Annotated in this window: 11 protein-coding genes; 5 read left to right on the forward strand and 6 right to left on the reverse strand. The window is 67.8% G+C overall.

Translation table 11 applies throughout. From position 1 onward, the window contains the following. Positions 1–987 carry a TRAP transporter substrate-binding protein gene (locus tag MF270_RS11505; protein WP_238366024.1) on the reverse strand — a complete coding sequence of 329 codons (987 nt, stop codon included), beginning with the start codon at positions 985–987 and terminating at the stop codon, positions 1–3. Positions 988–1,024: 37 nt separating this feature from the next. Further along, complete coding sequence (uraD, locus tag MF270_RS11510; RefSeq protein ID WP_238366025.1) at positions 1,025–1,558, reverse strand: 2-oxo-4-hydroxy-4-carboxy-5-ureidoimidazoline decarboxylase; 534 nt, start codon at positions 1,556–1,558, stop codon at positions 1,025–1,027. Positions 1,559–1,663: 105 nt separating this feature from the next. Between uraD and MF270_RS11515 the strand changes: the two genes are divergently transcribed. Beyond that, the gene (locus MF270_RS11515) at positions 1,664–2,590 is read left to right on the forward strand and encodes a LysR family transcriptional regulator (protein WP_238366026.1); all 927 of its coding nucleotides are present in this window, start codon (positions 1,664–1,666) and stop codon (positions 2,588–2,590) included. A 4-nt stretch (positions 2,591–2,594) separates the two neighbouring features. Here the strand turns inward: MF270_RS11515 and MF270_RS11520 are convergent, their stop codons facing one another. Both MF270_RS11520 and hydA read right to left on the reverse strand, forming a co-directional pair. Continuing rightward, positions 2,595–3,341, reverse strand: a complete 747-nt coding sequence (locus tag MF270_RS11520; RefSeq protein WP_238366027.1) for a maleate cis-trans isomerase family protein — start codon at positions 3,339–3,341, stop codon at positions 2,595–2,597. Next, positions 3,338–4,732 carry a dihydropyrimidinase gene (gene hydA / locus MF270_RS11525; protein WP_238366028.1) on the reverse strand — a complete coding sequence of 465 codons (1,395 nt, stop codon included), beginning with the start codon at positions 4,730–4,732 and terminating at the stop codon, positions 3,338–3,340. Before hydA ends, MF270_RS11520 begins: the two co-directional genes overlap by 4 nt. Before the next feature lie 380 nt (positions 4,733–5,112). Between hydA and MF270_RS11530 the strand changes: the two genes are divergently transcribed. From MF270_RS11530 to MF270_RS11545, 4 genes are read left to right on the forward strand one after another with little or no spacing between them, the layout of a single operon-like run. Then, positions 5,113–5,379, forward strand: coding sequence for an acylphosphatase (locus MF270_RS11530; RefSeq protein WP_238366029.1), 267 nt, complete (start codon positions 5,113–5,115; stop codon positions 5,377–5,379). A gap of 2 nt (positions 5,380–5,381) precedes the next feature. Next, positions 5,382–5,990, forward strand: a complete 609-nt coding sequence (locus tag MF270_RS11535) for a Rieske (2Fe-2S) protein (protein ID WP_238366030.1) — start codon at positions 5,382–5,384, stop codon at positions 5,988–5,990. Continuing rightward, complete coding sequence (locus MF270_RS11540) at positions 5,987–6,841, forward strand: aromatic ring-hydroxylating oxygenase subunit alpha (protein WP_238366031.1); 855 nt, start codon at positions 5,987–5,989, stop codon at positions 6,839–6,841. The genes MF270_RS11535 and MF270_RS11540 overlap by 4 nt, the downstream gene beginning before the upstream one ends. Further along, positions 6,841–7,488 (forward strand): glutathione S-transferase family protein, encoded by a 648-nt coding sequence (locus MF270_RS11545; protein WP_238366032.1) that lies wholly within the window; start codon positions 6,841–6,843, stop codon positions 7,486–7,488. The genes MF270_RS11540 and MF270_RS11545 overlap by 1 nt, the downstream gene beginning before the upstream one ends. A gap of 81 nt (positions 7,489–7,569) precedes the next feature. Here MF270_RS11545 and pheT read toward each other — a convergent pair whose 3' ends face one another. Next, the gene (pheT, locus tag MF270_RS11550) at positions 7,570–9,969 is read right to left on the reverse strand and encodes a phenylalanine--tRNA ligase subunit beta (RefSeq protein ID WP_238366033.1); all 2,400 of its coding nucleotides are present in this window, start codon (positions 9,967–9,969) and stop codon (positions 7,570–7,572) included. A gap of 67 nt (positions 9,970–10,036) precedes the next feature. After that, on the reverse strand, positions 10,037–10,318 hold the full coding sequence (locus tag MF270_RS11555; protein WP_238366034.1) for a YrhK family protein: 282 nt from the start codon (positions 10,316–10,318) through the stop codon (positions 10,037–10,039). Between the last annotated feature and the right edge of the window lie 1,356 nt (positions 10,319–11,674).

The raw sequence follows: 11,674 nt of genomic DNA on the forward strand, positions 1-11,674 counted from the left end.
TCAGTTCGACATCGCCGCCACTTCGGCGTCGAGCAGTTCCACCAGCGCCGGGTCGAGCCGCGCCTTGGTCTCGGCGGCGACACCGGCCACGGTTTCGCGCAGGTCGGCGGCCAGCTCCGGCGAAACTTCGGTGTAGGTCATGCCCATCTCGATGATCTTGGCCAGCGCGGCGCCATCCTGTTCGGCGGCCAGCTTGCGCTGCTCGGCCACGGCGGTGTCCATCGCCTCGGTCACCCAGCCCTGCTGCTCTTCGCTCAGGCCATCGAACCATTTCTTGTTCGCCACGACCGAGATGAAGTCAAAGAAATGCCCGGTATTCGAAACGTATTCCTGCACCTCGGGGTAGCCCGCGACCTGGATGATCGAGAAGGGGTTTTCCTGCCCGTCGATCACTTTCTGCTCGAGCGCGGAGTAGAGCTCGTTCACGTCCATCGCCAGCGGGTTGGCGCCCAGCGCGCGGAAGGTGGCAAGGTGCGCCTCGTTCGGCTGCAGGCGGATCTTGAGGCCGGCGATGTCCTCGAGTGTCTCGATGGGACGGACCGAGTTGGTCATCTGGCGGAAGCCCAGCTCCATGTAGCCCAGCGACATGATGTCCTGCGCGGCGAGCTTTTCGTCCAGCGCGTCACCGACCGGGCCGTCGACGACCTTGAACGCGGCTTCGCGGGTCTCGAACTGGAACGGCAGGCCGACGATTTCCAGCTCGGGGACGGTGCGGGTCAGGTAGGCGGTGCCGACCCAGATGATCTCGACCGCGCCCAGCTTGACGGCCTGCACGTTCTCGGCCGCGCCGCCCAGCTGTCGGGCGGGGAAGAGGTTGACCTCGAACTCGCCGCCCGACACCTCGGTCAGCTTGTCGGCGAAGATCTCCATCGCGACGGACGAGGAATGGTCGGTGGCAAAGTTGCCCGCGACGCGGATGGTATCGGCCTGCGCGGCAGCCGTCAGCGCGAGGACAGAGGTGGCAAGGGCGAAGATCTGGCGTTTCATGTTGGTCTCTCCTGGGATCGTGTTTGATATGAGTGGCTTAGAGGGTGGTTTCGGATGCCGCGCCAAAGGCGTTGCGGCAGCGCGACCGGATCACCGATGCGATCTCGGCCAGCGTTGAGGTGTGCTCTTCGAGCTGGGTGGCGGCCAGGCGGCGTTCGAAGGTCTCGAACAGGGCCGCGCGGTCGGGCACCCGGTGCAGGGCGATGATGAACGGATGGCCAAAGCGGGCGCGGTAGGCGGCGTTCAGCTCTTTCAGCCGCTGCGCCTCGGCCTGGGGCAGGCCGATCAGGCCCAGCCGGCCCTGTTCCGAGGTGCTTTCGGCGGTCATCCGGCCCTCGGCCGCCTCGCTGCCCGACAATTCGGGGTGAACGTTGAACATGGCCAGGCGCTGTTCGGGCGTGGCGGCCAGGATCACCTCGACCAGCGCCTCGGCGACCGCCTCGTCCGAGGCGAAGGGGCGTTGGTCCACCGCCGCCTCCGCCACCCAGGGGGAGCGTTCGACGAGGGGCGCCAGGGCCGCAAGAGCCTGTTCGCGCCGAACCGAGTTCAGCGTGTTGATCGCGGGTGTCATGTCGATGTCCGTTAGTTGCTGACACCGACGTTAGGAGATTCGGCCCATTGTAATCCATCACATAAAACTCCACACTCCATTCGAAAAATTAGGATGGGCCCGACAATGTCCCTGCACCTTGTTCCCCGCGTTCTTCTGTATCTCGAGGCGGTGGCCGAGAACGGGTCGATCCAGGCCGCGTCGCGCGCGACCGGCATCTCGGCCTCGGCCATCGACCGTCAGATCAAGCTGCTCGAAGACCGGCTGGACGTGCAGCTGTTCGACCGGCAGAGCACGGGGATGGAGGTGACGGCGGCGGGCGAGATGTTCATCGTGCTGTCGCGGCGCTGGCGCGCGGACGAGAACGCGATCCTGTCGGACGTCAAGCAGATGGCGGGGGTCGACCTTGGCCTCGTGCGGCTGGCGACGATGGACAGCCTTGCCAACGGCCCCCTGCCCCGCGCGCTGGACGCGATCGCCCGCGACTATCCCCGCGTGCAGATGGAGGTCGAGATCATGACCCCCGACGACGCGGTCGCAGCGGTGAACGACGGCATGGCCGACCTCGCGCTGGGGTTCAACCTGCGGCCCGGGCGCGACCTGCACATGCTGTGGTCGGCCGATCTGCCGCTGGTCTGCGTCTGCGCGCCGGATCACCCGGTGGCGCAGAAAGACTCCATCCAGATCAAGGAGGTACGCGCCTACCCGCTGGTCGTGCAAAGCCGCGCGCTGGCGATCCGCCGGATGCTCGAGGCGCGGCACACCTGGCTGTTCGCCGATGCCCGCCCGCCGGTGGTCACGAACTCGCTGCAACTGCTCAAGCAGATGGTCGGGGCGGGCACGCACCTGGCCCTGACCTCGCAGCTCGATGCGTCGGCCGAGCTGAAGGCGGGCACGCTGGTCGCGATCCCGATCTCGGACGCGCAGGTGCGCAGCCAGTCCATCGGCCTGGCCGTAAGCGTCAAACGCAGCCTGCCGCGGATCTGCACCACCGTGTCCAAGGTGCTGATACAGGAAATCTCGGCCTGTGTGGCCGAGGCGACGGGGGGTTAGCCCATCAGCCCGCGACGCGGGCAAAGACGCTGCCCCAGCCGGTGACGCGGGCCGGGTCCAGCCCGACCTCGGCCAGGCAATGCGCCGCCGTGATCGACACGGAATCAAGCACGGGGATGCCGGTGTCCGCCTCGATCTGCGCGGCGACGGGCGCGCCGCGGAAGTTGGTGCAGACGATGGCGATGGCGTCGGGCTTGGCCTTTGCCACCTCTCGGACCATCGCGCCGACCTGGTCCGGCGGGTAGGTGGCAAAGCTGTAATTGCCCTTGTCATCAAGGCGCGCGGCGCTGACCACCTCGATGCCCTGGGTGGCGTAATTGGCGATCATGCGGGCTTCGATGTCTTCGATATAGGGCGTGACGACCCCCAGCCGCTTGACCCCCATCTTCCGCAGCAGCGCGTCATAGGCCAGGATCGTCGAGGTCGCGGGCACCCCCGTCCGCTCGGTGATCGCGGCGCAGAGGGCGCGGTCCTTTTCCAGCCCCAACCAGCTGGCCGATGTGCCGTTCCAGGCGATCAGATGCGGCTGCGCCTCGGCCAGCCGTTCGGCCGCCTCGAGGATCGGCTCGAGCGTGAATTGCGATTGCGAGGCCTCGGACATGGAGATCTCGACCACGCGGAAGCGGCCGAAATGCGCGCTGGCCTCCTGCCCGAAAGGCGCGAACATGGCCGAGGTATAGGGCTCGAGCACGGTGTTCGACGAGGGCGTCAGCATGCCGATGCGGCGCCCGTCCACTGGCGCATATCTCATGGCGTGACCCCCGGCTTGGCGCGGGCGATGTGCTGGCCGGTGGCCGTGCCGACCGGGTCGCCATCGAGCATGACGGTCTGGCCGCGCAGGATGGTGCGGACAGGCCAGCCGGTGACCTCGAACCCCTCCCAGGGCGTGTAGTCCGACCCGTGGTGCAGGGCGTCCTGGGTGATCGGGCGGGTCAGCGTCGGGTCCCACAACACGATGTCCGCATCCTTGCCGACCGCGATCGACCCCTTGCTTTCAAGGCCGTAGATCCGCGCATGGTTGGTCGCGGTCAGCGCGGCAAAGGTCTCGAGGCTGATGCGGCCCTTGCTGACCCCTTCGGAAAACAGGATCGGCAGCCGCGTCTCGACCCCCGGAATGCCGTTCGGAATGTTACGGAAGGACGCCCGCGCCCCGGGCGCATCCTTGCCCGCCGGATCGGCAAAGCGGAACGGGCAATGATCGGACGAGAAGACGTCGAAGGCGCCGCGTTCCAGCCCCGCCCAGATGGCCGCCTGCTCGCCCGTGTCGCGGGGCGGAGGCGAGCAGACCCATTTCGCCCCCTCGAACCCCGCACGGTCGAGGTCATCGGCGGTCAGCGTGATGTATTGCGGGCAGGTCTCGGCAAAGACGCGCACGCCGCGGGCCTGGGCGCGCTCGATCTCTTCCAGCGCGGCGCCGTTCGAGACATGGACGATCATGACCGGCACATCCGCGACCTCGGCCAGCGTCGTGGCGCGGTGGGTCGCCTCGCGCTCGACCGGGATGGGGCGGGTGCGGGCGTGGTGGACGGGCTGGATGCGCCCGTCGCGTTCCGCCTTGTCGCGCAGGAACTCGATGGCGTCCTCGTTCTCCGCATGAACCAGCGTCAGCGCGCCCTGCTCGCGCGCCACGGCCATGACCTGCAGGATCTCGGCATCGGTCAGCCGCATCCCCTGGTAGGTCATGAACACCTTGAAACTGGTCATACCCTGCGCGATCAGCGCCGGCAGGTCCTGGCCCAGTGTCACCGGGTCCACGGATTTCACGATCAGGTGGAAGGAGACGTCGGTGAGGCACTGCCCCTCGGCTTTGGCGAGGTAGGCCGCGACCGCCTCGCGCAGGGTCTGGCCGTCTTCGGGCAGGCAGAAGGGCATGACGCAGGTGTTGCCGCCGCAGGCAGCAGCCCGGGTGGCACTGGCGAAATCGTCCGCCATCTCGACGCCGGGGCCGGAGGGCTGGGAGACATGCACGTGGCTGTCGATCCCGCCCGGCATGGCGATGAGACCGGTGGCGTCGATGATCTCGGGCGCGTCAAGGCCTGTGCCCAGCGCAGCGATCCTGCCTGCGGTGATGCCGATATCGCAGGTCGACACGACGCCCGAGGTGACGACGCGCGCGCCGCGGATGACGGTGTCAAAACCCATGGGCGCGGCTTTCGGTCGGGGTGTGTCGGGTCATGTCTGGTCCTGCGCGGTCTTTGTGGGCCGCGAAGGCGCGGCGGACCATGGAAAGCCCGGGCGTCGGGTCTCCGGCAATCGTGGCGTCCGGCGCGCAGGGGGCGGGGCTGGGGCCGGACGGGCCGACCTCCCGGAAATTGGGCGTCGCGCCGTGAAATCAGGCAGTTTGAAAACAGTCCAGGGCGGCCATTTTCCGGGCATCACGTCGCGTCCGCAGGATGACCCATGCGACAGATGCGTGCATTCCCCGCGCGTCTGCCGCAGCATGTGCCGGAAACCGACCGGAGGGTAAGACGATCGACCTTGCATGTGACACCCTTGCGGGCACCGGGATCCGCCAAGAACGGATGATCCTGACCGGCCGCCTGGACGGCGCGGATGTTGCGGGCTGGATCCTGCACCGCGCCCGGCGCCTGTCGCTGTCCGGGCGGCTGACCGAGGTGACGGAGAGCCGCGTCACGCTGACCGTTAAGGGCCCGGCGCCCCTGCTCGACGCGCTGCATGTCGCCTGCCTGCTGGGCCCTGCCCAGGTGCAGGTGGAGGGGATCGAGCGGGTCGCCCTCTCCCCCGCCGGTTTCGCCGCGGCCATGTCGGCCCTCGGGCGGAGGTTCTGACGATGACCGACTGGATCCCCGTCTCGACCGCCACCGGCCTGCGCCGCGGCGGCGTCATGCGCAGTTTTGTATGCGGGCAGGAGCTGGCGATCTGGCACAGCGCCGGCGGCGCCGTGCACGCCTGGGACAACCGCTGCCCGCACCGCGGCATGCGGCTGTCGCACGGCTTTGTCCGGGGCGAACAGCTGGCCTGCCTCTACCACGGCTGGCACTACGGGGCGGACGGTGCCTGCACCGCCATCCCCGCCCATCCGGACCTGGTGCCCCCCGCGTCGATCTGCGTGCCCACGTCGCCCTGCATCGAGGCCGGCGGCTTCGTCTGGGTCGGCGGGGACCCGGCGCATCCACCCGCCGAGATCCCGCGCCTTGGCCTGCGCAGCCTGCATGTCGAGGTGCCCCTCGCCACCCTGCGCGCGCATCTCGGCGGCACGCCCGATGCGGACGGCCTGGTGCCCTTCGGCATCGCCGCCGCCGCGCTTCAGGCCTGGGACGACAGGACGACCGTCCTGCACCTCGCCACGCCGCCTAAGACGTCCACGACCGACCGCATCGCCCTGTCCCGCGCCGCCGAAGCGCTGCGCCGCGAGGTCGAGGAATGGCAGACCGCATGACCGACCTCACCGCCCTGCCCGCCGTCACGCTGAACGACTGGTACTGCGTCGCGATGGAGGTGACCGCGCCGGACGCCTTCGACACCACGCTGCTGGGCGCGACCTTCTACGTCACCCGCACGGCGGATGGCTGGCAGGCCACCCGCCCGGACGGCACGCCCTGCCGATGCCAGACCCGCTACGACCACATCTGGCTTTGCCCCGGCACACCCGATCGCGACCTCTTCGCCCTCCCCGAGGCCGATCAGAGCGGCCGTCGCCCCGTGCCCTGCGGCGCGGTGCGCGTCGCCTGCTCGCCCCTGCGGGCGGTCGAGAACTTTCTCGACATCGCGCATTTTCCCTTTGTCCACACCGGCATCCTGGGGTCCGAGCCGCATACCGAAGTCTACCGCTACGAGGTGGAGATCACCGAGGGCGACGCCGAGGTCTGGGCCACCAAGGTCCGCTTCTACCAGCCGCAAGCCGCCAAATCCGCCGCCGGCGGGATCGAGACCGACTACATGTACCGCGTCCCCGCCCCCATGGTGTCGGTCCTGTACAAGACCTGCCCGCCGCGGCCCGGCGAATGGGACGTGATCGCGATCTTCGTCCAACCCCTGGGGCCTGAGCTCTGCGATGTCTGGCCCTGGATGTCGCTCTTCGACGACGAGACCCCGCAGGAAGCGCTGATCCAGTTTCAGCAGACGATCTTCCTGCAGGACCGGTCGATCCTCGAGAACCAGGTGCCGCGCCTCTTGCCACTCGACCCGCGGATGGAGGTGCCGACCCGCGCCGACCTCACCTCGGTCGCCTACCGGCGCTGGCTGAAGGCGCGCGGCGCGACCTATGGCGCGACATTGGAGGCGCTCTGATGGCGACGCTCTACGATTACGCGCTGTCGGGCAATTGCTACAAGGTGCGGCTGCTGGCGGCGCTGCTGGAGGTCCCGCTGGACGTTCAGGCAGTCGATTTCTACCCCGGCCGGGCGCATCTGGCGCCCGCGTTCCTCGCGCTGAACCCGGCGGGCACGTTGCCTGTTCTTGAGACCGGGGAAAGCGTGCTGACCCAATCCTCGGCCATCCTCGGCTGGCTGGCGGCAACGCAGGATCCCACGGGCCGCTGGCTGCCCACAGACGAGCCCGAGACGCTCGCCCGCGTGCTCGGCTGGCTCGCCTTTGCCGACCGGCTGACCGCAACGGTGGGCGAGGCGCGCCTGCACGACATGCTGCGCAAACCGCTCGACATCGACGCCGCGCGGGCGGGGGCGAAACAGGTGCTGCGCCAGCTCGAGACGGCTCTGGCCGAGCGGCAGATCGCCGGGCAAAGTTTCCTCGCCGCGCCGCATCCGACCATCGCGGATATCGCCTGCTTTCCCTATGCCGCGCTGGCCCCCGATGGCGGGATCGCGCTCGACCCCTATCCCGCGATCCGCGACTGGATCTTCGCCATCCGCAGCCTGCCGGGGTTCATCACCATGCCCGGCATCCACGCGCTGCACGAGGTGCTGGACCAGCCCTGACGCAAAAGGCGACGCCCGGGTGGGGCGCCGCCTTTCCGATGTCTGAACAGGAGCGCACGGACGCGCCCCATTGGACCGCACTCAGCCGCGCAGCTCGCCGCCGGTGGCCTTGGAGACCTTTTCGACGATCTTCGCCGCAACGGCCTCGATGTCCTTTTCCTTCAGCGTCGCGTCCTGCGGCTGCAGGCGGACGGTGATGGCGATCGACTTGCGGCCCTCGCCCAGCGATCCGCCGACGAACTCGTCGAAGACGCGCACGCTTTCGATCAGCCCCTTGTCGGCCCCGGCCGCCGCATTGACCAGCGTCAGCGCCTCGACCCTGGCATCGACCACAAACGCGAAATCCCGCTCGACCGCCTGCAGATCGCTGATCGCCAGCGCGGGGCGCGTGGGCGAGGCGCTGCGCGGCAGCGGGATCTCGGCCGGCCAGATGGTGAAGGCGACCGCCGGCCCCTTCACGTCCATCTCGCGCAGCACCTTGGGGTGCAGTTCACCGAAGACGGCCAGCATCTTCTTGGGGCCAAGGCAGATGCGGCCGTGACGGCCCGGGTGCCACCAGTCCGCACCATCCCGCAGGATCTGCACCTTGGCCGGCGCGCCGATGGCCGACAGCACCGCCTCGGCATCCGCCTTGGCGTCGAAGACATCGACCGCGCGGGCCGCGCCATGCACGTCCTTGGGGCCGGTGCGGCCGACCAGCAGGCCGGCGATCTGCAGCCCCTGGTCCTCGGGCTCACCGCCCGCCCAGACCGGGCCATGCTCGAACAGCGCCATGTCATTGAAGCCGCGCGCCTGGTTGCGGGCGGCGGCCTGCAAGAGACCCGCCAGCAGGTCAGGGCGCATATGGCTCATCTCCGACGAGATCGGGTTGGCGAGCATGGTCGCATCCGTGCCGCCCGAGAACAGCGCGGCCGACTTGGCATCGACGAAGCTGTAGGTCACGCATTCGTTGTAGCCCAGCGCCGCCGCCGTGCGCCGCGCGATCTGCTCGCGCTTTTGCATCGGCGACAGGATCGGCTGCGGCACGCCGGCCTGCGCGCGCGCCATCGGCTTGCCCTCGAGTTTCGTCAGCGAGGCGATGCGGGCGACCTCCTCGACCAGGTCCGCCTCGCCCAGAACGTCGGGGCGCCAAGACGGGACATGGGCCATGTCGCCCTCCATCACGAAGCCCAGCACCGTGAGCGTGGCGCGCTGCGTCTCGGCAGGAATGTCCATGCCGACAAGGCTTTGCACCCGGTCGGTGTCGAGCCGGTAGGCGCGGCTGACATCCGGCACGGTGCCCGCGACGACCACCTCCGACGGCTCCCCGCCGCAGAGATCGAGGATCATCTGCGTGGCATCGTCCAGCGCTTGCATGTTGTAGGCCGGGTCGATCCCGCGCTCGTTGCGATACCGCGCGTCCGAGTTGATCTTGAGCCCGCGCCCGGTCGTGGCGATCTGCACGTTGTCCCAGACGGCCGCCTCGAGGAAGACGTTCACCGTCTCGTTGGTGCAGCCGGTGTCGAGCCCGCCCATGATCCCGCCGACCGATTCCACGCCGTTGTCGTCCGAGATGACGACCATGCCGGGGGCGAGGGTGTAGACCTTTTCATCGAGCCCGGTGAAGCTTTCGCCCCCCTCGGCCCGGTGCACCCGCAGATCGCCCTTGACCTTGTCGGCGTCAAAGACGTGCAGCGGGCGGTTGCGGTCATAGGTGAAGAAATTGGTCACATCGACCAGCGCCGAAATCGGTCGCAGGCCGATCGCGCGCAGCTTGGTCTGAAGCCACTCGGGGCTGGGGCCGTTTTTCACGCCCTTGATCAGCCGGCCGGCGAAGACCTCGCAGCCGTCCTTTGCCGCGCTCTCGTCGATCACCACGTTCTGCGGGCAGGGATAGCTGCCTTGGATCTCGGCTGTTTTCGCCGGTTTCATCGTGCCAAGGCCCCGCGCCGCGAGGTCCAGCGCAATGCCGCGCACGCCCAGCGCATCGGGGCGGTTCGGGGTGATCGCGATCTCGATCACCGGGTCGACCTTGGCCGGGTCATTGGCGGCCAGCCAGTCCACGAACAGGTCCCCGACCTCGCCCGAGGGCAGCTCGATGATGCCGTTGTGCTCGTCGCTCAGCTCCAGCTCGCGCTCTGAGGCCATCATGCCGTGCGATTCCACGCCGCGGATGTTGCCGACGCTCAGCGTGACGTCGATGCCGGGCACGTAATCGCCGGGCTTGCAGAGCACGACGGTGATGCCTTCGCGCGCGTTGGGCGCGCCGCAGACGATCTGCTTTTCGCCCTCGTCCGTCTGCACCCGGCAGACCCGCAGCCGGTCAGCATCGGGGTGCTGTTCGGCATGGACAACCTTTGCCAGCGTAAAGCCCTTGAGGCGGGCGGCGGGGTCCTCGACCCCCTCCACTTCGAGACCGAGATCGGTCAGCGCTTCGGTGATCTCATCGACCGAAGCCGTGGTGTCGAGATGCTCTTTCAGCCAGCTCAGCGTGAATTTCATCGCCCGTCCGCCAATTGTCGTGTCAATCGAAGGGTGCCTTACCGCAAAGCCTTGGCGGGGGAAAGGGTCACGCCTCTTCGCGGTCCGCCAAGGTCTCGATCTGGCCCATGCGCCAGAGTTTCACCTCTCGGGCGAGCCGGATCGTGGGCTTGGCCATGAAGCAGACCGACCCGAGGGTGAAGAGCCAGATGGCGGCGGTTTCGGTCTGCGGCCAGAAGAAAAGGACGGAGCCCAGTGTGAACATCAGCCCGGCGGCGAAATCGACGGCGGTGTGGGCGAGTTCGAACAGGGCATAGACGCGCCGGGTGTCCGCGTTGCGCTCGCGGTTTTCGAGGGAGAAGAGGTTCATCGGCTCAACAAGGCAAGGATGCCAAACCGGAAAGCAGGCGAAAACATGTCAGACCCACAGGAGACATGCAGAACAGGTTCCCCTGTTTTTTCGCGTTTTCCATGCGATTTGATAGTGGACCTGTCCCGGTTTCGTGCCGTGCCTTTGACCCCGTATCCTGCCGCACGGGAGACGCGGATGGCATCACTTCCATCCGGGGAACTTCGCGCAAATGCGGTGCGCGTGTCTTTGCCCGGCGCGCTGCCGCGCAAGCCGGTGGCCACAGATGTCGGGATCGGCTTTTCGACGCTGCACCGCTGGATCCGGCAGGTTCGGCGCGACCCCGAGAATCCGTCGGCCCGGTTCGACCCCGTGTCCCCTGTCATTACCCATGATGCAGCCGGGGCGACAGCAAAGCCTCGTCAGGTGCTCTGGCGACATTGCGGACAGCGCCGATGGCGGGCAGCGGCTTGGGAGCGGCTGCGAAAGCCTGTGCAGGCGGTTGGCCGTCAGATCCCGGATGATCCGGGACATGTTGAGGTTCACTCAGAGGGAGGGGCACGCCCGGTTTTGCGCCATGGACCTCTTCGGCAGGGGCAAAAGGTCTTTGGCCGGTTCGAAGGATCGCCCACTGATAGACTATCGTGGCCCAGCCTTCTTGATCACGTCCATCGCGCTGACCCGGTTGGCGACCCGGGACGCCATGGCAGATTGAATCTCCAGACCGGGCGCGGCGCTCGACCAACCGCGCCGGGAACCGCTCACCGCGAATGAGGCCGGCTTTCTGGTCGCGTCGATGATCGCGGTCGGAACTCCCAGGTGCACGCCGAGCAGACCAGCCCGGCGCCTCTTTTTGCGCCCCGGTGGGCCGAGCAGAAGCAGAGGCGACATGCGGGCCATCACCTCTGACAACGGCCTCGGCGTTCAGCTTGGACAGCATACGGATCTTCAGGTCGGCAGCATCGCGCGCCAACGGCGCTAAATGGCATGCGGCGGGCTATGCATCCGGCACCTTGAGCGCATTGAGTGCATACAGGATGCGCCGGACCGCAGCGTCCTCCTTTTTCCAGCTCCGCCCAATTGAGTTTCGACCAGGCGGCTGCAGCGGCTTCTGCGAAGGCTTTGGCAGCAAAGGCATCCGTGGCCGGCAACGTCGGGTTCCGGCCACCGCCAAGATCGGGCGAAAGCGACTACGAAAGAAGGCCCTTCCTCGCTGATGGGCGCGTCGCGATAGGGTCAAAGCCCATCCAGGGCGAACCGGCGCCGCGCGCGGCAATGCGACTGTCTTGCAGCGTCAAGGGTAACCACCCGGTTGCTACCGCCTGCCGGATTTCGCTGTGAGGCCCTAAGACACGTGCATAGCGACGTCGCAAACGA

This window comes from Mesobacterium pallidum (assembly GCF_019966535.1).
Lineage (GTDB): Bacteria > Pseudomonadota > Alphaproteobacteria > Rhodobacterales > Rhodobacteraceae > Mesobacterium > Mesobacterium pallidum.

What these genes read in the sequence shown, in the direction of transcription:
- MF270_RS11505 (WP_238366024.1), bottom strand. Translation starts at nt 987, where the DNA reads ATGAAACGCCAGATCTTCGCCCTTGCCACCTCTGTCCTCGCGCTGACG.
- uraD (WP_238366025.1), bottom strand. Translation starts at nt 1,558, where the DNA reads ATGACACCCGCGATCAACACGCTGAACTCGGTTCGGCGCGAACAGGCT.
- MF270_RS11515 (WP_238366026.1), top strand. Translation starts at nt 1,664, where the DNA reads ATGTCCCTGCACCTTGTTCCCCGCGTTCTTCTGTATCTCGAGGCGGTG.
- MF270_RS11520 (WP_238366027.1), bottom strand. Translation starts at nt 3,341, where the DNA reads ATGAGATATGCGCCAGTGGACGGGCGCCGCATCGGCATGCTGACGCCC.
- hydA (WP_238366028.1), bottom strand. Translation starts at nt 4,732, where the DNA reads ATGGGTTTTGACACCGTCATCCGCGGCGCGCGCGTCGTCACCTCGGGC.
- MF270_RS11530 (WP_238366029.1), top strand. Translation starts at nt 5,113, where the DNA reads ATGATCCTGACCGGCCGCCTGGACGGCGCGGATGTTGCGGGCTGGATC.
- MF270_RS11535 (WP_238366030.1), top strand. Translation starts at nt 5,382, where the DNA reads ATGACCGACTGGATCCCCGTCTCGACCGCCACCGGCCTGCGCCGCGGC.
- MF270_RS11540 (WP_238366031.1), top strand. Translation starts at nt 5,987, where the DNA reads ATGACCGACCTCACCGCCCTGCCCGCCGTCACGCTGAACGACTGGTAC.
- MF270_RS11545 (WP_238366032.1), top strand. Translation starts at nt 6,841, where the DNA reads ATGGCGACGCTCTACGATTACGCGCTGTCGGGCAATTGCTACAAGGTG.
- pheT (WP_238366033.1), bottom strand. Translation starts at nt 9,969, where the DNA reads ATGAAATTCACGCTGAGCTGGCTGAAAGAGCATCTCGACACCACGGCT.
- MF270_RS11555 (WP_238366034.1), bottom strand. Translation starts at nt 10,318, where the DNA reads ATGAACCTCTTCTCCCTCGAAAACCGCGAGCGCAACGCGGACACCCGG.